18 protein-coding genes, 3 tRNA genes and 4 rRNA genes are annotated in these 24,460 nt (G+C 58.3%); 18 read left to right on the top strand and 7 right to left on the bottom strand.

Annotated elements, in window-relative coordinates:
- Positions 1-142: 142 nt before the first annotated feature.
- The 14 genes from ACA047_RS28810 to ACA047_RS28745 all read left to right on the top strand — a co-directional run bounded on the left by ACA047_RS28810 (position 143) and on the right by ACA047_RS28745 (position 15,836).
- Positions 143-1,679 (top strand): 16S ribosomal RNA (locus tag ACA047_RS28810).
- A 123-nt stretch (positions 1,680-1,802) separates the two neighbouring features.
- A tRNA-Ile gene (locus ACA047_RS28805) sits at positions 1,803-1,879 on the top strand.
- Positions 1,880-1,889: 10 nt separating this feature from the next.
- Positions 1,890-1,965: transfer RNA gene (locus tag ACA047_RS28800), tRNA-Ala, on the top strand.
- Positions 1,966-2,200: 235 nt separating this feature from the next.
- A 23S ribosomal RNA gene (locus ACA047_RS28795) occupies positions 2,201-5,092 on the top strand.
- 153 nt (positions 5,093-5,245) lie between these two features.
- Positions 5,246-5,361: ribosomal RNA gene (gene rrf, locus ACA047_RS28790) — 5S ribosomal RNA — on the top strand.
- A gap of 107 nt (positions 5,362-5,468) precedes the next feature.
- A 5S ribosomal RNA gene (gene rrf / locus ACA047_RS28785) occupies positions 5,469-5,584 on the top strand.
- Together the 16S, 23S and 5S rRNA genes with 2 tRNA genes alongside form the textbook arrangement of a ribosomal RNA operon.
- A gap of 186 nt (positions 5,585-5,770) precedes the next feature.
- Complete coding sequence (locus tag ACA047_RS28780) at positions 5,771-6,406, top strand: NADH:ubiquinone oxidoreductase subunit N (protein ID WP_497355273.1); 636 nt, start codon at positions 5,771-5,773, stop codon at positions 6,404-6,406.
- A 154-nt stretch (positions 6,407-6,560) separates the two neighbouring features.
- Positions 6,561-8,066: a YdgA family protein gene (locus ACA047_RS28775; RefSeq protein ID WP_497355271.1), complete on the top strand. Its 1,506-nt coding sequence runs from the start codon at positions 6,561-6,563 to the stop codon at positions 8,064-8,066.
- 245 nt (positions 8,067-8,311) lie between these two features.
- Positions 8,312-10,792, top strand: a complete 2,481-nt coding sequence (gene pgaA, locus ACA047_RS28770; protein WP_497355269.1) for a poly-beta-1,6 N-acetyl-D-glucosamine export porin PgaA — start codon at positions 8,312-8,314, stop codon at positions 10,790-10,792.
- A 12-nt stretch (positions 10,793-10,804) separates the two neighbouring features.
- Entirely contained in the window at positions 10,805-12,802 is a 1,998-nt protein-coding gene (pgaB, locus tag ACA047_RS28765) for a poly-beta-1,6-N-acetyl-D-glucosamine N-deacetylase PgaB (RefSeq protein ID WP_497355267.1), read from the top strand.
- Between the two features lies 1 nt (position 12,803).
- Positions 12,804-14,159, top strand: coding sequence for a poly-beta-1,6-N-acetyl-D-glucosamine synthase (gene pgaC / locus ACA047_RS28760; RefSeq protein ID WP_497355265.1), 1,356 nt, complete (start codon positions 12,804-12,806; stop codon positions 14,157-14,159).
- Positions 14,156-14,659 (top strand): poly-beta-1,6-N-acetyl-D-glucosamine biosynthesis protein PgaD, encoded by a 504-nt coding sequence (pgaD, locus tag ACA047_RS28755; RefSeq protein ID WP_497355263.1) that lies wholly within the window; start codon positions 14,156-14,158, stop codon positions 14,657-14,659. Before pgaC ends, pgaD begins: the two co-directional genes overlap by 4 nt.
- A 271-nt stretch (positions 14,660-14,930) precedes the next feature.
- Positions 14,931-15,491, top strand: coding sequence for a YbhB/YbcL family Raf kinase inhibitor-like protein (locus ACA047_RS28750; protein WP_497355261.1), 561 nt, complete (start codon positions 14,931-14,933; stop codon positions 15,489-15,491).
- 171 nt (positions 15,492-15,662) lie between these two features.
- Positions 15,663-15,836 (top strand): hypothetical protein, encoded by a 174-nt coding sequence (locus ACA047_RS28745; protein ID WP_497355259.1) that lies wholly within the window; start codon positions 15,663-15,665, stop codon positions 15,834-15,836.
- Between the two features lie 44 nt (positions 15,837-15,880).
- Here the strand turns inward: ACA047_RS28745 and ACA047_RS28740 are convergent, their stop codons facing one another.
- Positions 15,881-16,759 (bottom strand): LysR family transcriptional regulator, encoded by an 879-nt coding sequence (locus ACA047_RS28740; RefSeq protein WP_497355257.1) that lies wholly within the window; start codon positions 16,757-16,759, stop codon positions 15,881-15,883.
- Between the two features lie 107 nt (positions 16,760-16,866).
- On the opposite strand from ACA047_RS28740, the gene ACA047_RS28735 reads away from it, so the two are divergent.
- Positions 16,867-17,868, top strand: coding sequence for a zinc-dependent alcohol dehydrogenase family protein (locus ACA047_RS28735; RefSeq protein ID WP_497355255.1), 1,002 nt, complete (start codon positions 16,867-16,869; stop codon positions 17,866-17,868).
- A 99-nt stretch (positions 17,869-17,967) separates the two neighbouring features.
- Here the strand turns inward: ACA047_RS28735 and ACA047_RS28730 are convergent, their stop codons facing one another.
- A complete protein-coding gene (locus tag ACA047_RS28730; protein WP_497355253.1) occupies positions 17,968-18,552 on the bottom strand; it encodes a hypothetical protein in 585 nt (194 codons plus the stop codon).
- A gap of 16 nt (positions 18,553-18,568) precedes the next feature.
- Positions 18,569-19,180 (bottom strand): hypothetical protein, encoded by a 612-nt coding sequence (locus tag ACA047_RS28725; protein WP_497355251.1) that lies wholly within the window; start codon positions 19,178-19,180, stop codon positions 18,569-18,571.
- 223 nt (positions 19,181-19,403) lie between these two features.
- Here ACA047_RS28725 and ACA047_RS28720 point away from each other — a divergent pair, with 223 nt between their 5' ends.
- The 3 genes from ACA047_RS28720 to ACA047_RS28710 are packed head-to-tail and all read left to right on the top strand — an operon-like array spanning position 19,404 to position 22,304.
- Positions 19,404-21,077, top strand: coding sequence for a vWA domain-containing protein (locus ACA047_RS28720; RefSeq protein ID WP_497355249.1), 1,674 nt, complete (start codon positions 19,404-19,406; stop codon positions 21,075-21,077).
- 40 nt (positions 21,078-21,117) lie between these two features.
- Positions 21,118-21,690: an RNA polymerase sigma factor gene (locus ACA047_RS28715; protein ID WP_497355247.1), complete on the top strand. Its 573-nt coding sequence runs from the start codon at positions 21,118-21,120 to the stop codon at positions 21,688-21,690.
- Positions 21,687-22,304: a hypothetical protein gene (locus tag ACA047_RS28710; protein ID WP_497355245.1), complete on the top strand. Its 618-nt coding sequence runs from the start codon at positions 21,687-21,689 to the stop codon at positions 22,302-22,304. The genes ACA047_RS28715 and ACA047_RS28710 overlap by 4 nt, the downstream gene beginning before the upstream one ends.
- A 107-nt stretch (positions 22,305-22,411) precedes the next feature.
- Here the strand turns inward: ACA047_RS28710 and ACA047_RS28705 are convergent, their stop codons facing one another.
- The 4 genes from ACA047_RS28705 to ACA047_RS28690 form a co-directional block, all read right to left on the bottom strand.
- A complete protein-coding gene (locus tag ACA047_RS28705; RefSeq protein WP_497355243.1) occupies positions 22,412-22,936 on the bottom strand; it encodes an AidA/PixA family protein in 525 nt (174 codons plus the stop codon).
- A gap of 120 nt (positions 22,937-23,056) precedes the next feature.
- Positions 23,057-23,560: an inclusion body family protein gene (locus ACA047_RS28700; RefSeq protein WP_497355241.1), complete on the bottom strand. Its 504-nt coding sequence runs from the start codon at positions 23,558-23,560 to the stop codon at positions 23,057-23,059.
- 213 nt (positions 23,561-23,773) lie between these two features.
- A complete protein-coding gene (locus ACA047_RS28695; protein WP_497355239.1) occupies positions 23,774-24,019 on the bottom strand; it encodes a hypothetical protein in 246 nt (81 codons plus the stop codon).
- Positions 24,020-24,213: 194 nt separating this feature from the next.
- A tRNA-Arg gene (locus ACA047_RS28690) sits at positions 24,214-24,290 on the bottom strand.
- Between the last annotated feature and the right edge of the window lie 170 nt (positions 24,291-24,460).

Genomic DNA, 24,460 nt, shown 5'->3' with positions numbered 1-24,460 from the left:
CAAGCAATTCGTGTGGGTGCTTGTGGAGTCAGACTGCTAGTCAACAGATTATCAGCATCACAAGTTACTCCGCGAGAAATCAAAGATGTAACCAACGATTGCTGAGCCAAGTTTAGGGTTTTCTCAAAACCCAAAGATGTTTGAACTGAAGAGTTTGATCATGGCTCAGATTGAACGCTGGCGGCAGGCCTAACACATGCAAGTCGAGCGGTAGAGAGGTGCTTGCACCTCTTGAGAGCGGCGGACGGGTGAGTAATGCCTAGGAATCTGCCTGGTAGTGGGGGATAACGCTCGGAAACGGACGCTAATACCGCATACGTCCTACGGGAGAAAGCAGGGGACCTTCGGGCCTTGCGCTATCAGATGAGCCTAGGTCGGATTAGCTAGTTGGTGAGGTAATGGCTCACCAAGGCGACGATCCGTAACTGGTCTGAGAGGATGATCAGTCACACTGGAACTGAGACACGGTCCAGACTCCTACGGGAGGCAGCAGTGGGGAATATTGGACAATGGGCGAAAGCCTGATCCAGCCATGCCGCGTGTGTGAAGAAGGTCTTCGGATTGTAAAGCACTTTAAGTTGGGAGGAAGGGCATTAACCTAATACGTTGGTGTTTTGACGTTACCGACAGAATAAGCACCGGCTAACTCTGTGCCAGCAGCCGCGGTAATACAGAGGGTGCAAGCGTTAATCGGAATTACTGGGCGTAAAGCGCGCGTAGGTGGTTCGTTAAGTTGGATGTGAAATCCCCGGGCTCAACCTGGGAACTGCATTCAAAACTGTCGAGCTAGAGTATGGTAGAGGGTGGTGGAATTTCCTGTGTAGCGGTGAAATGCGTAGATATAGGAAGGAACACCAGTGGCGAAGGCGACCACCTGGACTGATACTGACACTGAGGTGCGAAAGCGTGGGGAGCAAACAGGATTAGATACCCTGGTAGTCCACGCCGTAAACGATGTCAACTAGCCGTTGGGAGCCTTGAGCTCTTAGTGGCGCAGCTAACGCATTAAGTTGACCGCCTGGGGAGTACGGCCGCAAGGTTAAAACTCAAATGAATTGACGGGGGCCCGCACAAGCGGTGGAGCATGTGGTTTAATTCGAAGCAACGCGAAGAACCTTACCAGGCCTTGACATCCAATGAACTTTCTAGAGATAGATTGGTGCCTTCGGGAACATTGAGACAGGTGCTGCATGGCTGTCGTCAGCTCGTGTCGTGAGATGTTGGGTTAAGTCCCGTAACGAGCGCAACCCTTGTCCTTAGTTACCAGCACGTAATGGTGGGCACTCTAAGGAGACTGCCGGTGACAAACCGGAGGAAGGTGGGGATGACGTCAAGTCATCATGGCCCTTACGGCCTGGGCTACACACGTGCTACAATGGTCGGTACAGAGGGTTGCCAAGCCGCGAGGTGGAGCTAATCCCACAAAACCGATCGTAGTCCGGATCGCAGTCTGCAACTCGACTGCGTGAAGTCGGAATCGCTAGTAATCGCGAATCAGAATGTCGCGGTGAATACGTTCCCGGGCCTTGTACACACCGCCCGTCACACCATGGGAGTGGGTTGCACCAGAAGTAGCTAGTCTAACCTTCGGGAGGACGGTTACCACGGTGTGATTCATGACTGGGGTGAAGTCGTAACAAGGTAGCCGTAGGGGAACCTGCGGCTGGATCACCTCCTTAATCGACGACCGCAGCTGCTTCATGAGCTCCCACACGAATTGCTTGATTCATTGAAGAAGACGATAGAAGCAGCTTTAAGCTCCAAGCTGATAGCTCATGGCTAACAGTTACAAGCTCGAAATTGGGTCTGTAGCTCAGTTGGTTAGAGCGCACCCCTGATAAGGGTGAGGTCGGCAGTTCGAATCTGCCCAGACCCACCAATTTTGTTATGGGGCCATAGCTCAGCTGGGAGAGCGCCTGCCTTGCACGCAGGAGGTCAGCGGTTCGATCCCGCTTGGCTCCACCACTACTGCTTCGATTGTATAAAGCTTAGAAATGAGCATTCCATCAAGGTGATGGTGAATGTTGATTTCTAGTCTTTGACTAGTTCGTTCTTTAAAAATTTGGGTATGTGATAGAAAGATAGACTGAACATCACTTTCACTGGTGATGGCTCAGGCTAAGGTAAAATTTGTGAGTTTAATCGCGAATTTTCGGCGAATGTCGTCTTCACAGTATAACCAGATTGCTTGGGGTTATATGGTCAAGTGAAGAAGCGCATACGGTGGATGCCTTGGCAGTCAGAGGCGATGAAAGACGTGGTAGCCTGCGAAAAGCTTCGGGGAGTCGGCAAACAGACTTTGATCCGGAGATGTCTGAATGGGGGAACCCAGCCATCATAAGATGGTTATCTTGTACTGAATACATAGGTGCAAGAGGCGAACCAGGGGAACTGAAACATCTAAGTACCCTGAGGAAAAGAAATCAACCGAGATTCCCTTAGTAGTGGCGAGCGAACGGGGACTAGCCCTTAAGCTTCTTTGATTTTAGCGGAACGCTCTGGAAAGGGCGGCCATAGTGGGTGATAGCCCTGTACGCGAAAGGATCTTAGAAGTGAAATCGAGTAGGACGGAGCACGAGAAACTTTGTCTGAATATGGGGGGACCATCCTCCAAGGCTAAATACTACTGACTGACCGATAGTGAACTAGTACCGTGAGGGAAAGGCGAAAAGAACCCCGGAGAGGGGAGTGAAATAGATCCTGAAACCGTATGCGTACAAGCAGTGGGAGCCCACTTTGTTGGGTGACTGCGTACCTTTTGTATAATGGGTCAGCGACTTATTTTCAGTGGCGAGCTTAACCGAATAGGGGAGGCGTAGCGAAAGCGAGTCTTAATAGGGCGTCTAGTCGCTGGGAATAGACCCGAAACCGGGCGATCTATCCATGGGCAGGTTGAAGGTTGGGTAACACTAACTGGAGGACCGAACCGACTACCGTTGAAAAGTTAGCGGATGACCTGTGGATCGGAGTGAAAGGCTAATCAAGCTCGGAGATAGCTGGTTCTCCTCGAAAGCTATTTAGGTAGCGCCTCATGTATCACTGTAGGGGGTAGAGCACTGTTTCGGCTAGGGGGTCATCCCGACTTACCAAACCGATGCAAACTCCGAATACCTACAAGTGCCGAGCATGGGAGACACACGGCGGGTGCTAACGTCCGTCGTGAAAAGGGAAACAACCCAGACCGTCAGCTAAGGTCCCAAAGTTATGGTTAAGTGGGAAACGATGTGGGAAGGCTTAGACAGCTAGGAGGTTGGCTTAGAAGCAGCCACCCTTTAAAGAAAGCGTAATAGCTCACTAGTCGAGTCGGCCTGCGCGGAAGATGTAACGGGGCTCAAACCATACACCGAAGCTACGGGTATCACGCAAGTGATGCGGTAGAGGAGCGTTCTGTAAGCCTGTGAAGGTGAGTTGAGAAGCTTGCTGGAGGTATCAGAAGTGCGAATGCTGACATGAGTAACGACAATGGGTGTGAAAAACACCCACGCCGAAAGACCAAGGTTTCCTGCGCAACGTTAATCGACGCAGGGTTAGTCGGTCCCTAAGGCGAGGCTGAAAAGCGTAGTCGATGGAAAACAGGTTAATATTCCTGTACTTCTGGTTATTGCGATGGAGGGACGGAGAAGGCTAGGCCAGCTTGGCGTTGGTTGTCCAAGTTTAAGGTGGTAGGCTGGAATCTTAGGTAAATCCGGGATTCTAAGGCCGAGAGCTGATGACGAGTTACCCTTTGGGTGACGAAGTGGTTGATGCCATGCTTCCAAGAAAAGCTTCTAAGCTTCAGGTAACCAGGAACCGTACCCCAAACCGACACAGGTGGTTGGGTAGAGAATACCAAGGCGCTTGAGAGAACTCGGGTGAAGGAACTAGGCAAAATGGCACCGTAACTTCGGGAGAAGGTGCGCCGGTGAGGGTGAAGCATTTACTGCGTAAGCCCACGCCGGTCGAAGATACCAGGCCGCTGCGACTGTTTATTAAAAACACAGCACTCTGCAAACACGAAAGTGGACGTATAGGGTGTGACGCCTGCCCGGTGCCGGAAGGTTAATTGATGGGGTTAGCTAACGCGAAGCTCTTGATCGAAGCCCCGGTAAACGGCGGCCGTAACTATAACGGTCCTAAGGTAGCGAAATTCCTTGTCGGGTAAGTTCCGACCTGCACGAATGGCGTAACGATGGCGGCGCTGTCTCCACCCGAGACTCAGTGAAATTGAAATCGCTGTGAAGATGCAGTGTATCCGCGGCTAGACGGAAAGACCCCGTGAACCTTTACTATAGCTTTGCACTGGACTTTGAATTTGCTTGTGTAGGATAGGTGGGAGGCTTTGAAGCGTGGACGCCAGTTCGCGTGGAGCCAACCTTGAAATACCACCCTGGCAACTTTGAGGTTCTAACTCAGGTCCGTTATCCGGATCGAGGACAGTGTATGGTGGGTAGTTTGACTGGGGCGGTCTCCTCCTAAAGAGTAACGGAGGAGTACGAAGGTGCGCTCAGACCGGTCGGAAATCGGTCGTAGAGTATAAAGGCAAAAGCGCGCTTGACTGCGAGACAGACACGTCGAGCAGGTACGAAAGTAGGTCTTAGTGATCCGGTGGTTCTGTATGGAAGGGCCATCGCTCAACGGATAAAAGGTACTCCGGGGATAACAGGCTGATACCGCCCAAGAGTTCATATCGACGGCGGTGTTTGGCACCTCGATGTCGGCTCATCACATCCTGGGGCTGAAGCCGGTCCCAAGGGTATGGCTGTTCGCCATTTAAAGTGGTACGCGAGCTGGGTTTAGAACGTCGTGAGACAGTTCGGTCCCTATCTGCCGTGGACGTTTGAGATTTGAGAGGGGCTGCTCCTAGTACGAGAGGACCGGAGTGGACGAACCTCTGGTGTTCCGGTTGTCACGCCAGTGGCATTGCCGGGTAGCTATGTTCGGAATAGATAACCGCTGAAAGCATCTAAGCGGGAAACTAGCCTCAAGATGAGATCTCACTGGGACCTTGAGTCCCCTGAAGGGCCGTCGAAGACTACGACGTTGATAGGCAGGGTGTGTAAGCGCTGTGAGGCGTTGAGCTAACCTGTACTAATTGCCCGTGAGGCTTGACCATATAACACCCAAGCAATTTGCATCGGCTCTTTAACACAGGGCAGCAGATTGCGGTGTGTGAAGACGACATGAACCGAAAGTTCGAGACAAACACACAAACTATCGCATACCCATTCGCTGGAACGTGTTTAGACACGCGCCGGCTACCGAATTTCTTGACGACCATAGAGCATTGGAACCACCTGATCCCATCCCGAACTCAGCAGTGAAACGATGCATCGCCGATGGTAGTGTGGGGTTTCCCCATGTGAGAGTAGGTCATCGTCAAGATTAAATTCCGAAACCCCTATCTGCTGATGCAGGTAGGGGTTTTGTTTTAGTAGAAGTTATCGATTTTCACTGGCACGTTGCTGTTGAACGGGCCGGTCACAGAATTTCTTGACGACCATAGAGCATTGGAACCACCTGATCCCATCCCGAACTCAGCAGTGAAACGATGCATCGCCGATGGTAGTGTGGGGTTTCCCCATGTGAGAGTAGGTCATCGTCAAGATTGAATTCCCCAAACCCCTGTCTGCTGATGCAGACAGGGGTTTTGTCGTTTTGGGCCGGTAATCGGATCAAGCCCCTGATTGCTGTCGACACCCCGGCAAACCCTGAGGCCGTTGCTATGCTGTGATTGTCGGGGCACTGATAAAAAAAGCGGCCCACGACGTCACTGGTCATGGGGATTCCAATAATGAAAAACCCTTATGCTCCCGGCTTCTGGTGCGCCATTGCGGCGTTGATGCTGCTTTCAGCCACTTATTTCTATGGCGTCATGCTGACTCACCAGATCGACAGGGCGCTGCTATTCCTGGATAGCGCAGCTGCGCTGATCGGCGTGATATCCATCGCAATCGTGGCCTGGGCGTCCTTTCAGGGCCAACGCATCAAGAAAAAACACCTTGAGCAAGGCAAGACGCTGGTGTTGATCTGGGACACCAAGGTTGCGCTCCGTCGGGTCGAGACGGTGTTCGACCGTTATTTCTGGGGCAGCTACTGGCAGCCTGGCCGCACATTCCAGGAAGTCATGGGTGAGCTCACCGGTACCCCGCTGGAAAAAAGCCTAGAAGCCCTGAAGACCCAATGTGCTGTCTTGGACAAGCAAGTCACCCAGGATGGCTGGCATTGGCTCAACAACGCCCGTGAGCTGTGTGACGTCGCTAATGCCATGGCTCGGGAGCGCTACCAACTGGACTTCTGCGACTCTCGGGCAGAGTCATCAGGCGCGGCAGTGATCAATCGCGATTTCGAAGTGCTGGTGTACACCTGGACCGCCCGGCTCAAGACCTTTGACCATCAACTGGACGAGATTGAAGTCCAATATTCGTAGATTACCTCTCAAGAACACTCTTTACCCCTTTAAACATTGGGCCCGCTGGTGCGCCTGATGGTAATCTCCCTCCACTTCACGGCGTCGAGCCACACCCTTTGCGGGTCAGGGAAGACGACGACATTTTTAACCATGGATATCGATCGGGTCACTCATGAATAAATCAGCAAGCGTACTTCTGGGAATCGTTGTGGTTATCGGTGCAGTCAGCGCAGGTGGCGCCTGGTACACCGGCACGAAGCTCGAAGGAGTGCTGCAAACCGCTATCGCCGACAGCAACAAACAGATGCAAACGGCCTTGGCCGGGTCCAATGGCACCGCGTCGATCGAGCTGGTTTCCCTGGATCGCGGGATTTTCAGCAGTACCGCCCGTTACCGCCTCAAGGGCGAAGGCGAAATGTTTGGTGCAGAACCGGTTGAGCTGCTGTTCGTCGACAATATCGAACACGGCCCGCTACCGTTTTCGCGCTTGATGACGCTCAGGTGGTTGCCGGTCATGGCCACCAGCCACAGCGAGCTTGAGCGGACCCCGCTGACTGAAAAGTGGTTTGTCGCCGCCAAGGACAAGTCGCCGCTCAAAGGCGTGATCAACCTGGGTTACGACCAATCCACCAACGGTACCTTTGAGCTGTTGCCCCTGGATATCAAGCTGGATGAGCAATCCCAGCTCACCTTCTCTGGCCTGAAACTCGACCTGGCCGCCAGCGCCCAGGCACAGAAAATCAAGGCTGACGGTTATATGGACAGCTTCAAACTGACCACCGTCGCCGAAGATCAGACCCCGGTGCAGGTTGAACTGAACGGCCTGACACTGGCCAGCAACCTGAGCAAAAGCCCTTACGGTTACTACATGGGTGATAACACCCTGCTGCTGAGCAGCACCAAGGCCACCTTCGGTGAGAAGAAGTCGGTGCTGGGCCTGAAGAATTTCGAGATGAAGAACAACAGCACCGAGAGCGGCACCAGTGCTTCGGGGCGTGCCGATTACAAGATCGGTGAATTGTCGTTCAACGATAAGGTCATTGGTTCGGCGCAGATGGCGGTCAGCCTGAAGAATCTGGACATCCCTGCGACCATGTCGCTGATGCAGATCTACCAGACCAAGCTGCAACCCTACGAAAAGGCTGCTGCCGAGGCTGCTGAAGCTGGCGAACCGACGCCGGAGTTGAACCTGACCGAGGCCGAAGAAACGCAGGTCAAGGCCGACCTGGAAAAACTCTTGGCTGGCGGCCCGCAAGTGGCGTTGGAAAACCTGTCGTTCAACACCACCAATGGTGAAAGCCGCGCGACCTTGGTCGTCGATCTGGCCAAGCCGCAATCCATGGACCTGCCACCCGATGAACTGGGTCGTCAGTTGCTCGCCCTTCTGGATTTCAACCTGAAAGTATCCAAGCCGATGCTGGTGGATCTGCTGACCGTGCAGGCGCAAATGGAAGGTCAGACCGACGCCAAACTGATCGCCGACCAGGCCATCGCCACCAGCGACATGTTCAGTGCCATGGCGGTGGGTACAGAATTGGCGACGCTTGAAGGTAGCGATGTTGTCACAAAACTGCATTACGCCAACAATCAGGTCGACTTCAACGGCCAGAAAATGACCGTTGAACAATTCTCGGCATTTGTAATGAGCAAGCTTGGCGGCGGCGTCGCTATCCAGTAACGCCTCTCAGGCAACCTCCAAAGCCTGGCCCGCGCAATGCGCACGGGCCAGGCTTTTTTTTGTCCGCACAATCCCATCGCCGGAGTTTGTGTCGATTCTGAAGAATTGTGGCGTTCTGAAAAATGACCTGTCCGGGAGTGCAAAACTAGGCCTATTAGAGCTTGGCTGGATTCCTTTGATCCGGCTTCCTGTTTGATGGGCAAGGGGGCACTGCGACCCGGCTGGCCATGTAAGGATGCTGACGAATGCCGCGTACTGTGGGTCCTTTTATTCAATGTGGTTTACGCCCGTTGTTTCGCGTAGTGCTGTGCAGCCAATTGTGCTGGCCGGCGCTGGCATTTGCCGATACCGCCTATGATCAAATGGTCCGTGATGCCCGGGCAGGCCATTACACGCCTGCGTTGACCGTGTTGCGCCAGGTACCGGCCGGCCAGGCCAGCGCCGCGCAGATCAGCGATCATCTGCAGATCGCCAGTTGGGCCGGTCTCGACGCCGAAGTGGTGAAGGTCTATGAAACCCAGGGCCGCTATCGCGACCTGCCGGTCCAGGCGCTGACCGCAACAGCCCGCGCCTATCGCAACCTCAAGCGCTGGGATTGGGCTACCGAACTGTATCGCCAGGCGCTGGCGATCGACCCTCAGAACCCCGACCTGCAACTTGGCCTGGCCTTGACCCAGGCCGATGCCGGCAAGCCCGACGAAGCTGTCAACCGCGCCAGGGCCATGGTCACCGCCAAACCTGAAGATCCGACGCGCCGACTGGCCTTGGGCTATGCCCTGACCCGCGCCGGCAACCCCCACGAAGCGTTGTTCGAATACGACCAGGCCTTTACCCGCGCTGGTAACAAGCCCGAGGTTGCGCGCGAATACATCGTCGCCCTGCAACGTGCCCGCTTGCCGGAGCCGGCGTTGCGCCTGGCTCGTTTACAGCCGGGACTGATCGACCATGGCGTGCAACGGCGGTTGGAAGGCGATGTGGCGGCTGAACGGGTGCGTCTGGCGGACATGGCGAGCCGCACCGAAAAGGATCGCTTCGTCATTGCTGACCGCGCCCTGGCCGATTACGACAAGTTGCTCGCCACCTGGACCCCGGTGGCCGAGGCCCATGACGACGTGCTCCGCTGGCGCATCGACCGCATGGGCGCGCTCAACGCCCGCGCCCGTCGGGCGCAAGTGATTGCCGAATATCAGAAGCTGGTCGCCGAAGGTGTAGGCATTCCGACTTATGCCCTGCGCTGGGTGGCTTCTTCCTACCTGGAGCAGCGTGAGCCGGAGATCGCCGTCGAGCTGTACCGCCGTGTACTGACGGCGCCCGATGCCGATGCTGCGGACCGATTCGAAGACAGCACGGCGCTCTACTACGCGTTGCTGGAAAGTGAAAAATCCGAAGAGGCCCGTGTGCTGGCCGAAGACCTGGCCAAATCCCAGCCGCCACGCGTCGAGCTCAAGGGGTTGCCAATCGGTAACCCCAACGATGAATGGATGGACGCCCAGCAGCTCGCGGCCCAGGCCGGTACTTACGGCGCCGACCTGCCTTCCGCCGAGGCGCATCTGGACGATCTGGTTAATCAAGGGCCCGGCAACACCGGTATGCGCCTGGCCCAGGCCGACTTGTACCAGGCCCGTGATTGGCCGCGTCGTTCCGAAGGCCTGCTCAAGGAAGTCGAGGCTACGATCCCACGCAATCGCGACTTGGAAATCACCCAGGCCCGTGCGGCCATGGATTTGCAGGAGTGGCGGCAGATGGATGCGCTGACCGACGACGTGGTCGACCGCTACCCGGAAGACGCTCATGTCAAACGCCTGCAACGCCAGCGCGACGTGCATGACATGGCTGAACTGCGCATCGAAACCTACACCGGCAAGAGTTACGGCGGTGGCAACGGTGACGCCGGGGCGGTCACTGGCAGTCGGGATTTCGGTATCGAAACGCTGCTCTACAGCCCACCCATCGACGAAGACTGGCGCTTATTCGGTGGTGCCGGCTACGCCACCGGCGACTTTGAGGAAGGCACCGGCCATCACCGCTGGCAGCGTCTGGGCGTGGAACGCCGCACCCGTGACATGACGCTGGAAGCCGAGGTGTCCAACCACTCGTACGGTTCTGGTGACAAACAGGGCGCTCGCTTGGCCGTGGCTCGGGACATCAATGACCACTGGCAGTACGGCGGCAGCCTGGATTACCTCTCGGCCGAGACCCCGCTACGGGCGCTCAACAGTGGCATTCGTGCCAACGGCGGCAGCGGTTTTATCCGCTGGCGTGCCAATGAAAGTCGCGAGTGGCGGCTGGCTGTCAGCCCGTCTCATTTCAGCGACGGCAATAACCGTCTCGAAGCCCTGCTCACCGGTCGCGAAGGTCTCTACAGCGCCCCGCGGCTGCAAGTTGAGCTGGGCCTGGAGGTGGGGGCCAGCCGCAACAGCGGTTCCGAGGAAGTGCCGTACTTCAACCCCAAGTCGGACTTCACCGTCATGCCGACCGTGAGCGCCAACCACGTGTTGTACCGCCGCTACGAAACCACCTGGAGTCAGCAGTTCCAAGTGGGGGCCGGTACCTATAGCCAGCGCGACTACAGCACCGGTGCCATGGGATTGCTCGGCTACGGCCAGCGTTTCATCTGGAACGACGTGTTAGAGGCAGGCGCCATGCTGAGCTGGCTCAACCGTCCGTATGACGGCGACCGCGAAAGCGATCTGCGCCTGCTTGTCGACCTCACCTACCGCTTCTAGAAGAGTTTGAAGATGCCTGTCATTTCGCGATTCATCCTTCTGCTGGGGGTCTTGCTGATCAGCGCTTGTGCCCAGCAGGCCCCGGCGTTCACGCCGCCCACACAGCGTCCGCTGGCGGCCAACGACGCCCCGTGGCCGAAGAACCATGTGCTTGGCATTGCCTATCACGATGTCGAGGACCGAGACCCGGACCAGGCGCTGGTGGCCGTGCGCACTGAGCGCCTGATCGAACAACTGGCGTGGCTGCGGGAAAATAACTACCAGCCGGTCACGGTGGACCAGATCCTCGCTGCCCGCAATGGCGGCCCGAACCTGCCGCCGCGTGCGGTGTTGCTGAGTTTCGACGACGGTTACTCGAGCTTCTACACCCGGGTCATGCCCATTCTGCGCGCCTATAACTGGCCGGCGATATTGGCCCCGGTCGGTAGCTGGGTCGATACGCCGCTGAATCAAACGGTGGACTTCGCCGGTGTGCCGCGCAAGCGTTCCGAGTTTCTGACCTGGGAGCAGATTCGCGAGGTTTCGAAATCGGGCCTGGTGGAAATCGCCGCCCACACCGACGCCAATCACAAAGGTGTACTCGCCAACCCACAAGGCAACCAGCAACCTGCGGCGACCACCCGACGCTACGACCCCGCTACCGGCCGCTATGAAAGCGAAGCCGATTTTCAGGCTCGCTTGCGCAAGGACGTGGCGGCCATTTCCGAGAAGATCCGCAAGGTCGCCGGTTACAGTCCGCGCGTTTGGGTCTGGCCATATGGGGAAGCCGACGGTACCGCGTTGCAGGTGATCGGCAGCGAAGGCTATCAAATGGCCCTGACCCTGGAGGACGGCCTCGACAGCCTCGATAATCTCATGAGCGGCCCGCGCTTTCTGGTGGCCTCCGATCCGGATGGCGCTCACTTCGCCGAAAGCATCGTTTCGGTGCAGGCGCTTGACCCGATGCGGGTGGTCCATGTCGACCTGGATTACGTCTACGACCCTGACCCCGTGCAGCAGGAGGAGAACGTAGGCAAGCTGGTCCAGCGCATTTATGACCTGGGCGCCAACACCGTATTCCTGCAGGCCTTCGCCGATCCGAAAGGCGACGGCTTGGTGCGCTCGCTGTATTTCCCCAACCGTCACCTGCCGGTACGGGCCGACTTGTTTGACCGGGTTGCGTGGCAGTTGCGCACCCGGGCCAACGCCAAGGTCTATGCCTGGATGCCCGTGCTCAGTTTTGCCTTGGACGCGAAGCTGTCGCGCGTACAGCGTTGGGATCCGGAAACCGGCAAAACCGGCATCGCCCCGGACCAATACGTACGCTTGTCGCCCTTCGACCCGAACGTACGGCGGGTCATCGGCGAAATCTATGAAGACCTGGCGCGGATGAGTTCGGTGGACGGTGTTCTGTACCATGACGACGCGGTGTTTTCCGATTTCGAGGATGCCAGTCCCGCCGCCCTGAAAGTGTATGCCGCCAATGGCCTGCCGACGTCCCTCGCTGCCCTGAGGGACGACCCGGCGACACTGCAACGCTGGACCCGTTTCAAGAGCCGCTACCTGATCGACTTCACCCATGAACTCACCGCCAAGGTCCGGGCGATTCGTGGCCCGCAGGTGCTGACGGCGCGCAATATTTTTGCCGAACCGATGCTCAATCCTGAAAGCGAAGCCTGGTTCGCCCAGAACCTCGACGACTTCCTCGGCGCCTATGACTGGACGGCACCGATGGCCATGCCGTTGATGGAAAAACAGACCCTTCAGCAATCCGGCCCCTGGCTTGAACGCCTGGTGGATACCGTCAAGGCCCGTCCCGGTGCGCTCAAGCGCACGGTGTTCGAACTGCAGGCCCGTGACTGGCACAGCAAACCGGTCAGGGATATCGACGGTAAACAACTGGCCGAATGGATGGGGCGCCTCAAGCGTTCAGGCGTGACCAGTTTCGGCTACTACCCGGACAACTTCATCGAAGACCAGCCCGCCGTGAAAGCCGTGCGGCCCGCGCTCTCCAACAAATGGAATCGTTGACATGTTCGACAGACTGCTCGCCCTGCTGGTGCTGGCGATTGTCCTTGGGGTACCCCTGGGCCTGATCTTCCTGGTCACCGGGCAATTCCTGATGGACTTCGTGTTCTTTTACCCGCTGTTCATGTCCGCGCTGTGGATCGCCGGCGGCCTGTATTTCTGGCTGCACTGGGAGCGCCACTGGCCGTGGAAGGACGACACCCTGCCGCCGCCCCTGGCCGGCGAGCCGCTGATCAGCATCCTGATCCCGTGCTTCAACGAGGGCGACAACGTCGCCGACACCATTCACGCGGCGCTGGGCCAGCATTACCCGAACATCGAAGTCATCGCCATCAACGACGGTTCGAAGGACAACACCGCCCAGATGCTGGACCAACTGGCGGCTGAAGACCCACGCCTGCGCGTGCTGCACTTGGCGGAAAACCAGGGCAAGGCCGTGGCCCTGCGCATGGGTGCCATCGCGGCGCGCAGTGAATACCTGGTGTGCATCGACGGCGACGCGCTGCTGGCGCCCAATACCTGCGCCTATCTGGTAGCCCCGCTGCTGGAAAACGCCCGCCTCGGCGCGGTGACCGGCAACCCGCGTATCCGCACCCGGTCTACCCTGGTGGGCCGGGTCCAGGTCGGTGAGTTCTCCTCGATCATTGGCCTGATCAAGCGTACCCAGCGGGTCTTCGGACGGATCTTTACCGTCTCCGGCGTGATCGTCGCTTTCCGTCGCACGGCCCTGCATCGGGTCGGCTACTGGAGCCCGGACATGATCACCGAAGACATCGACATCAGTTGGAAGCTGCAACTGGACCACTGGAGCATCTTCTACGAACCCCGCGCCCTGTGCTGGATTCTCATGCCTGAAACCCTGCGCGGTTTATGGCGGCAACGGCTGCGCTGGGCCCAGGGCGGCGCGGAGGTGCTGTTCAAAAACATTCGAGGCATCTGGCAATACCGTCATCGCTACCTGTGGCCGCTGCTGTTCGAATATTGTCTGTCCACCGGTTGGGCGTTCACTTTCCTGCTGTCGGTGATCTTCTGGGGCGCCGGTAAATTCGTTGAAATGCCGGCGGCCATCGCGGTCGATCACCTCCTGCCGCCAGCCTTCACCGGGCTGTTGTTGGCGGCGGTGTGCCTGATGCAATTCGCGGTGAGCATCCTGATCGACCGCCGCTACGAAAAAGGGCTGTGGCACATCATGTTCTGGGTGGTCTGGTATCCGTTGGTGTTCTGGTTGATCAGCCTATTCACCACACTGGTGAGTTTTCCAAAAGTGCTGTTCGGGCAGCATCAGAAGCGTGCGCGCTGGGTCAGCCCGGATCGCGGCATCAAACCGTTCGATGATGAAGAAGAGGAAGCGATCCGATGAAAATTATCAGGACCCGACAAAGGCCTTTTCTGGTGGTCATCGATGTTTTCTTCACGGTGCTGGCGTGGGTCGGGCTGCTGTATCTGCTGGTCAACGGTCTCTGGCCACTCTTCGCCAGCCATTCAGGCCCGCGCCTCGGCGGCTCGTTACTGGACACCCTCGGGACGTTGCAGATCTATGGCTGGGTGGCGCTGGTCAACGCGGCGATCCTGATCACCTGGGCGCGCTATCAGCAGCGTAAAAGCCGTAGCTTCGCCCAGCGGCGACTGCCCGCCCCGGTGGTGGACGATCAAGGTTTGAGTGACAGTTTCAAATTGACCGAGGAGCGTCTGGACACGTTGCGTCAGCCGGGCTCAAAGATCATCCATAACAACCCGGAGGGTGACATCAGCCACGTCGTGCCACACTTCCATTTGCTCAGCCCGGACCTTCAACTGCCGCCTCTCGCGCCACTGGAACGGCCCCGCGTTATCCATCTCTCGGCCGATCATTCCGCGTAGGGGGCGGCCGAGGGCTGCGCTCAGTCGGCATCGATGCAAGCTGAATCGACGCTATCGCGAGCAAGCTCGGCTCCTACAGGTTCTGCGTCGTGCTCGTGAACATCGAGAAATCGCAGCCTTCGACCGCTCCTGCGATGATGAAAAAAAACGGATAAGGCGCCTTGCGACCTGAATTCCAGCGCACAGCAGCATAATTGTCACTGCAACCTAGTGGGCGCTGCGGCTATAGTTCGCAAGCCGTCCATGGCCTGATCCGCATAAGGTGCCCGGTATGACCCGATTGAACTCCCTCACCCCCTGGTTGGCGGCCGTCGCCTTGGTGCTGTGTGCACAAGGGGCTGCCCAGGCCGAGGAGCGTTTCACCCTCAACATCCCTGGTGTGTCAGACGACCGCCTCTTCACCGCTGCGGCCGCCAGTGATGCCAACAATTGCGGTGGCAAGAACATTTCCCCGGCCCTGAGTTGGAACGCCGGCCCACCCGGGACCCTCAGCTATGCCATCGTCATGTTGGACCCTGACGGCCAAAGGGGTCAGGGCGTCGACCACTGGGTCCTTTACGGCATCAAGGCTTCCACGCGGCAAATTCCCGCGGGTGCGGGCACTAAATCCGTGCTGGAAGGCATGGGCGGTATCAACAGCAAGAACACCCGTGGCTACATCGGCCCTTGCCCGCCCATTGGCGACAGTGCTCATCACTATGTGATTCAGCTCTTTGCCCTGGACCTGCCACCGGAGGCCTTGCCCGCAGGTCTTACGCGCGCCCAATTGATGGAAAAAATCAACGGCCATGTGCTGCGTAACAGCAGCGTAGTACGGCGCTATCACCGTTAATCCAACCCCTGCGGCTAGGGATTTATTCCTGCTGGGCTGCGAAGCAGCCCTAACAGTGGCGCGGGAGCTTGCTCCCGCTGGCTTGCGCAACGACCCTCCAGCCACAAAATTGGCATCACGCGCCAAAAGCGAGCACTATCGAGCTCTGTTCACTTCAGCCGGAGGATGGCGATGACGCAGAAACCCGACGGCATCGCCCGCCTCAAGAACTGCCCCACCAAGGGCGACGAAATACGCCGGGCCATCGCCCAGAGCCGCAAGGATTTCCTGCCAGCTGACGAGACCGAAGACGCCGAGCCAGGCCAACCGCCGGTACAGCCCGTGGACAACGGTCCCGACGCTTGAACCGTTGCCCGTTCTCAACTTTTTTCAATTTGCCGATCGGTCTTTCAAAGGCGCTCGCGCAGAAAGTCCACGAAGGCGCGGGTTCGTGCCGAGCGACGTCGGTCGTGGCTGAACACGGCGCTGATGGGCAGTGCCACCGGCCGGTAATCGGCAAGCAGGGTAGACACGGTTCCCTGGCGAACATCCGCGGCGAACAACCACTGCGGTGAAAGCGAAACGCCCAGCCCGCAAAGCACCATTTCCCGGATCGCCTCACTACTGTTGCTGGTGACATTGCCTTTGATCGTCACACAGTGCTGTTTGTCATCCTGGTTGAATCGCCAGACGTCGTAATGTTCCAGCAGCGTGAAACCCAAGCAGTTGTGGCGGGCTAAGTCAGCCGGCTCGTGCGGCGTGCCGTGTTGTTGCAAATACTCGGGAGAGGCATAGACCCGGCGCGGACTGTCGCCGAGGGAGACCGCCACCAGCCCTTCGTTTTTCACCACGCCGATACGAATGGCGACGTCGATGTTTTCCTTCAGCACGTCTTCGTTTTGATCGCTCAGCCTCAAGTCGATCCGGACTTGTGGATGGCGCGCCAGAAACTCGCCCACCAAGGGCGCAATGCACAACCGCCCGAAACTCACCGGCGCTGCCACGCGCAGGGGGCCGGCGATCTGTTCCTGCCCGCTGGCGAAACTGAGCCGGGCCGTGTTCAGGCTGGCGAGGATTTCCTTGCTCTGGGCGTAGAAGCGCTGTCCCTGATCGGTCAGCGCGAGATGGCGGGTGCTACGGGCAAACAACGCCCCGCCAAGATGTTGCTCCAAGGCGCGGATCTGCTTGCTCACCGCCGGTTGGCCAAGGTTCAGCTCCCTGGCGACCGCCGAGAACGAGCCGCGCTCAACCACCCGAACAAATACCTGCATTGCCTCGAACAGATCCATAAAGATTTGGCCTCTATCTGGAATAAATTCTATCCATTGCTCCTTACTTATCGGAATGCGCCGGTGCTCGCAATATGAACCTGCCCACTCATTGGAGGTTTACCGTTATGAACAACACCATGTTCGCCGCCGTTGCCCAAGCCGCCCAGGCTCCGCTGGTTGTCCGCCACATCCCCCGGCCTGTTCCCGGACAAGGACAGGTATTGATCAAGGTTCATGCGGCCGGAATCAACCCGCTGGACACCAAGATCGCGGCGGGAGGCGGTGCCCATGCCCGCCAGCCACTGCCGGCGGTACTTGGCATCGATCTGGCCGGTACGGTCGTTGAACTGGGTGAAGGCGTGAAAGACTTCGCCCCCGGCGATGACGTATTTGGCATGGCCGGCGGGATCGGCGGCGCCCAAGGTGCGCTGGCCGAATACATCGCCGTCGATGCCCGCCTGATCGCGCCCAAGCCCCGTTCACTGAGCATGCGCGAAGCGGCCGCCTTGCCGCTGGTATTCATCACCGCGTGGGAAGGTCTGGTAGACCGCGCCAACGTCCGGGTCGGCCAGCAAGTGCTGATTCACGGCGGCGCGGGCGGCGTCGGCCAAATGGCCGTGCAAATTGCCAAGGCCCGAGGCGCCGAGGTCTACGCCACCGGCTCGGCCAGCAGCCTGGATTTCATCCGCGAACTGGGCGCGACGCCCATCGACTACCGAATCCAGGACGCCGACAGCTACGTGCGCCTGCACACGGAAGGCGAGGGCTTCGACATCGTCTACGACACCGTCGGCGGCCCGACACTGGATGCGTCGTTCAACGCGGTGAAGCCCTACACCGGCCATGTCCTCAGTTGCCTCGGCTGGGGGCAGCACAGCCTGGCGCCGTTGTCGTTCCGGGGGGCGAGTTATTCCGGGGTGTTTACCTTGATGCCGCTGCTGACCGGCAGGGGGCGTGAGCACCATGGTCAAATATTGCGCGAGGCGGCGGCGTTGGTTGAGTCCGGGCAACTGCGGATCAAGGTGGATCAGCGCTGGTTTGGCCTGGGGGAAGTGAATGAGGCATTTGCGTGGGTGGCTGGGGGGCTCGGGCAGGGGAAAACGGTGGTAGAAATTGGGGTTGAGTGAGGTGGGGCCACGATGGCTGATCAGGCGTCATCCCCCACAAAAAAGCCCCGGTCCGTAAAGACTGGGGCTTTTAAACACCGCTGCCGTGGGGACAGTCAGTTACAGCAAGCGACGCTGCACCGCCTCTTCCAACGTACTGCGAGTCAGCGCCTGGACCACGTCACGGGTGTCTTGCTGGAATGGGATACCCACGATCAGCAGCAAGTGCATCCAGGTCCGCACCGATTCACTCTTTTGCACGCGTCCCAATTCCTTGCCGTCCTTGTCCTTGAACACCGTTTCGAGGGTAAAGGTGTTCTCGGCCGTGGACGGGATGATGAAGAAGGTGGCGCCGGTGATGATGGCGGAGGCCACGCTGAACTGTTCGTTGTTGTGCAAGGTGGCTTCGGCGTAGATGTCCGAGTCGACCTTGTCAGTGCTGACCCGCGCAAAGCGCCCGGAGTCGCGGAAGGTGTCGGCCACGGAGGTTTCCCAGGCGGTTGCCTGGGCGCCCGAGGAGGCAACGGCCGAGCCGCTGTTAACCTGATTCAGCGCGGTGGTGCGCACGAAAGCGGTGGGTTTTTGCTGCGCCGTGGCGGCGGGTGGCCAAGTCTGCACGGCGGGCAGTTCGTGTTGCGAATAGGACACGCAACCGGTGAGCAAAACGGCGGCGAGCACCAGGCTGTGTTTGATGAATCCCATCATGTGTTGCTCCTTGAAATTACGGTTTGGCCAGGCGCGCGGTGGCGGTATCCAGCAGTTGTGCCACCAGCTGATTCATTTGTTGGGCACCCATGGTCGGCGCCCAGTATTCGCGGCCATACAGGCCGACGTTGCGCTCGAGCTTGACCTCTTCCTTGGCCGCTGCCAGTTCCTTGCCGTCACGGTCAACGATCACCAGGTTACCGGCGACGTCGAAACTGTCGACATAGATGGGGCCGTTCACCCAGATCCAGAGGGTCAACGTCAGCAACGCCCCAGGGACGTAGCCCGGATGCACGCCGCGATGGCCTTTGAGCGAGGTCATGTTGAACTTGAGCAACACGTCGTTCTCACCCAGGCGTGTTGGGTATTCGGTGACCTGCTTGAAGTAACCGCCGGTCTGCACGTACTGATTGAGCTGGGCCGTGAGCGAGCGGCTGATGGCCGTGCGCGTTGCGTCGTTGATATCGGGTGCGGAGACGGCTACATCGGCGATCTGTGCGGTACGCGGGCTGCTGACGGGAGCAGGGTGCGCTGGAGCGCCCACCGGGCCGGTGACGGTGTAGGACACGCAACCGGTCATCGACAGAGTGGCGACGAGGGCGGTGGCCTTGAGGAGTGTTTTCAGCACGAAATGTCCTTATTGGGTTGATGGCACTTTAAGGTCTCGACCTTGGGGGCGGTAACTTGAGGGAAATCTGGAGGGTTATCAAGAGGCTGGAGAGAAGAGCGCCGCAGCGGATATACAGTGTGGTGGTTAACCGCCGGCAAAAAAAATTCCGGCCATTAACCCGAACCCCACATAACTTGCGTCTGACCTGGTGAACGGATCATTCATTCACGAGGTTCAGCCCATGTCCCGTCCACTTCCATTTCTGCGCCCTGCTGCCCAGGGCTTCGCCGTGACTTTGCTGGTGGCGTTGGCCGGCTGTGGGTTGTCTTCGTCCCGGGAGGTTGCCAAGCCGGCCGAGCCGGTGTCAGCGGCCCCCAGCCCGCAACCGCAAAGCGAGGCCACTTACGTACGTGAGCCCATGGCCAAGCGCATGGCCGCCCCGGTGCCGATGATCGCGCCAGCGGTGATGAGCGATGCCACCGCCAGGGATTACCGCGCCGAGCCGCGCGAACAGTACGAAAGGCTGCCGGACAATCCCGTCCATAGCGTTGCTGAAACACCCGTCTCGACTTTCAGTGTGGACGTCGATACCGGCAGCTACGCCAATGTGCGACGTTTCCTCAATCAAGGTAGCCTGCCGCCTGAAGGTGCTGTGCGGTTGGAGGAAATGGTCAACTACTTCCCTTACGCCTACACCCTGCCCACCGACGGTTCACCCTTTGGCGTGACCACCGAAGTGGCCCCGTCGCCGTGGAACCCCCACACTCGCTTGCTGCGCATTGGCATCAAGGCGTCCGACCGCGCCGTGGCGGATTTGGCGCCGGCCAACCTGGTATTTCTGGTGGACGTTTCCGGTTCCATGGACCGTCGCGAAGGCCTGCCGCTGGTCAAGAGCACCCTCAAACTGCTGGTGGATCAATTGCGTGACCAGGATCGGGTGTCCTTGGTGGTGTATGCCGGCGAATCCCGTGTGGTACTCAAGCCCACCTGGGGACGCGACAAAGTAAAAATCCGCAACGCCATTGATCAGTTGGACGCCGGTGGTTCCACCGCAGGCGCCTCGGGTATCGAGCTGGCTTATCAGATGGCTCGGGAAAGCTTTATCGACAAAGGGATCAACCGCATCCTGCTGGCCACCGATGGCGACTTCAACGTCGGCATCAGTGATTTCGACAGCCTCAAGCAAATGGCGGTGGATCAACGTAAAAGCGGCATCTCCCTCACGACGCTGGGTTTTGGTGTGGATAACTACAATGAGCACCTGATGGAACAACTGGCTGACGCCGGTGACGGCAACTATGCCTACATCGACACTCTGCTCGAAGCGCGCAAGGTATTGGTAGACCAGCTCAGCTCAACCCTGGCGGTGGTGGCGCGGGATGTGAAATTGCAGGTGGAGTTCAACCCCGCCCAGGTCAGCGAGTATCGTCTGCTGGGTTATGAGAACCGCGCGTTGAAGCGTGAGGATTTCAACAACGACAAGGTCGATGCGGGTGAGATCGGCGCCGGGCACACGGTGACGGCGTTGTATGAAATCGTCCCGAAAGGCGAGCAGGGCTGGTTGGAGCCGTTGCGTTATGCAAGCACGCCCAAGCTGGACGACAAGGCCGGGGAGCTGGCGATGTTGCGCGTACGCTACAAGCCCGCTGAAGGCGGTAGCAGCCGATTGATCGAGCATCCTATTGGCCGTTCGCAAAAAAATGACAAGGCCAGCGATGACCTGCGCTTCTCGGCCGCCGTGGCCGCTTTCGCCCAGCAGCTCAAGGGTGATGGGCGTTACACTGGGACGATGAGCTTGAAGGACACCGCGCAATTGGCCCGCTCCGCCCGAGGGGATGACCCGTTTGGATTGCGTTCCGAATTTGTCCAGTTGGTGGAGCTCGCGCAGAGCCTGGAACCTGCGGCCAAACACTGATCCTGAACGGCTTCAATATCGAATGGAGTTCGCCACCCTCATGCCCGTCCCGCTTGACGCCCCCAGCGACGAATCGCTGCTGGCCCGCTACCGCAATGGCGACGGGGCTTCTTTCGAAGTCCTGTACGCACGCCATCGACTGGGGCTTTACCGTTTCCTCGTGTCCTTGAGCAACAAAACCGAACTGGCCGAGGAAATCTTCCAGGACACGTGGCTCAGCCTGATCCGCAGCGCCACCCAGCCACAAGGGCGGGCGAGCTTTCGTACCTGGTTGTTCCAGATTGCCCGTAACCGTTTGATCGACCACTGGCGCAAACACGGTGTCCACAACCCGTTGCACGACAGTTACGATGAGCAGATTCACGTCCAGCCCGACGACACCAGCAGCCCCGAGCAACAGTTGAGCCTGAGTCGCGATCAGGCCCGTCTGGACGCCGCGTTGCAAGATTTGCCCGAGGACCAGCGGGAAGTCTTCCTGCTGCGTTTGCACGGCGACTTGGAACTGCCGCAGATTGCCGCGCTGACTGGCGCCCCGCTGGAAACGGTAAAAAGCCGCTTGCGTTACGCCCAGCAGAAGTTGCATCGACTGTTGGCCGAGGAGGTACCCGCATGATTGATTCCCGACATACCCCGGACCCCGCTGACGAAGTCCTGATCGAGCATTTTCGCCAACACGCCAGCGGCGAACCACCCGCTTCCCTGGACGCCTTCATCCTGGCTGCCGCCCGTGACGAAGCCCCGACTCCCACGCCGAGCCTGTGGAAACGCTGGTTACAGGCCTGCCAGCGGCCACGTTGGCAAATGGCATTCGCCACGGTCGCCGGTGTCGCGCTGATGATCGGCCTGGTGGTGCGCTCGCCGGTGCCCCAAGACGGCCTGCCCTCGCCAGCACCGCTGGAATATTCCGCCGACCGGGAGGAATCAATGGTTGCACCTGCGCCCTCGGCGGCCATGTCCGCTCCCGCGCCGATGGCCCGCTTGGCGCCTCAGGCCGAAATCGCCCAGGCCCCGGCAAACCCTGAACCGTCCCTGGCGGATAAGCCAGCGGCGAAAATGAGCAAACGCGCGTCCGTCGCACCGCCATCGCTGGAGCAAGGCCTGCTGGAAATCCTGCGCCTGCATCAGGCGGGTGATACCAAGGCCGCCGATGAAAAGCTGCTTGCGCTGCACAAGCGTTTTCCCGAGGAAGACCTGCCGGCGCGGTTGGAAGCGTTGCAAAAGCGTTGAGTAAAATACTGCCCATCAAAAAGTCCTAGGCCTCGTGACCTGGGGCTTTTTGTTTCTGCAGAGGGTTATTCGATTTCGCCGTGGCAGTGGGCGATGCCCGGCCTACTTCATTTGACCACGACTTCAACGACCCAACTGAAATACCCCACCGCCTCACACTGGCTGTTCACCAACATAAACCTCAACTCGCATTTCTCCTTTCCTTGACTGAGCGGCTGGCAACGCCAGAAGTGATCATCGGCCTCTTGGAGGATGGGTTGGGTGAGATTTTCGATATCAATGGCGGGTATGGGCTGGTTGGGGTTCACCGTCAGCTTCGGCGCTGGCAGTACCTTCCCAACCTCGACCGCGAACCCATAGATCACCACGCTGTGCTCGGCTCGAAGGGCTATGGTGCGACTGCGCAAATGGGCGACTTGGCCGAGGTTTATGGGCAACACAATACTGTCGTTTTTAACATCTGGTAGGTGGGCGCTCCCAAGGATGAAGATAAAACCTTCATCAATCGACGTCGGGTTGTCGGGGTCTTGGCTGGCTTGTGGATAACGCGAGAGCAGTGTCTGGGCGTCGACAATAAGGGAAACGTGCGCAGTGGCTGTTTCGCTGGAAATAGCGGTGGGGTCGGTAGACATCACGGCTTCCTTTCATGATGTTGGCGGTGGTCGCGGTCACGCCTGCAAGTGCGAAACATCCTGTTCGGTCGCAGCGACCGCGAGGTCGGTTGGCCCCTTGTTGCCAAGGGGCCATTTGCATCAGTTGTGAATGGAGATGAACGGATCCCACGAACAGCAGGCCACGATGCTGCAGTTGCGGTCGACGATCAGGAAGTTGAAGTGATAGGTCACTCGGCCGCAGGCCAGGGTTTCCGAAGACCAATAGTGGTTATCGACCTTTTGGCAACTGGGTACGGACGGGTTGCTGGTATTGGGTACCGCAACGCAGGCGGTAGCCTTGCGCGGGGAGGGTGGGGAGATCAGTTCGTTACCCGCGTTGCCGATGAACTTGTAGAAGATCACCGCCGTTTCGAAGCTCTGCGACAGGCTGGTTTCACGCCAGCGAATCAGATCACCGACCTGGGCCTTCAGATCGAGCTCGCCACCGGCCTGGCCGGCAACAACGTTGTCCTGATTGGTCACCATGTAAACATGTTTGTAATCGATCAGCGTTGGCGAGGCGGGGTTTTTACTAATGTTCGGGTAGTTTTTCAGGATGGTTTCAGTGTCGATGGAAACCAGCACATCCGTGACTCGAGACATTATGAAGCTCCTTTTTAGTGGGTCTTTTGGCCTGTGCCAAAAGACAACAACGTTTCACCGCGTCGCGGCCTGCGTGTGCACTATCGGAAGGAATTTTTTTGTCACGGATACGAGCTGGCCTGGCTCCATGCCGACTGGCTGACGATTCAGGTTCCTTCCTGCAGGTCGCGGTTCTGACTATAGGCACGATGATGGAGCTGTCAAAAAAACAAATCACATTAACGAGATCGGTGCTGCGCGGGAGGCGGTGGCGTGGTCTGTATCGAGGTTCTGTTTGCGCTGTTTTTTGACGATTTTTCCTGAGTTTTCCGGCAACGAAGAGACATAAATGCGGTGGGATGGAAACGTAAACTGCACCCTGAATTTCGCGATTTTTTCATCGTGGTCAGATGTGTCATCAGAAAAAAATCCCGGCTTCCTGGCTGTCCAGCGCCTGGCCTCTGGCTTCAACTCAGACAAGTATGACGGTCTATCTTCCTGACAGTAGGGCATCTTCATGTGGGAGGGGGATGCTAATCAGAGACTAGCGAGTTCGTTCTGAATCCCCCTGCGACTGACGAGTGGAGAGGGATAGCCAGAAACAACAAAGCCCGCACAGGGCGGGCTTCTTGGGGTGTTTCGTAGACTGTCTGAGACAGGTCTAGACTGCTATATGGTGCACCAGGCGGGATTCGAACCCACGACCCCTGCCTTCGGAGGGCAGTACTCTATCCAGCTGAGCTACTGGTGCATGTGCGGGCGACATCATACCCATGTCGGCTCGGGGCGTCCATGCCGGTTTGTGTCACCTGAATATTCCTCGCTGCTTCCTTCCCGACCCGCTGCGATCCGCTGATTGCGCCCGCACGGTTTCACAACTGCGTCCGCTGGACGTCCTTTTTGTTTGCTTTGCTCAATTGG

It is taken from the genome of Pseudomonas sp. LBUM1664 (assembly GCF_059695895.1).
This window is presented reverse-complemented; position numbering and strand designations above follow the sequence as displayed.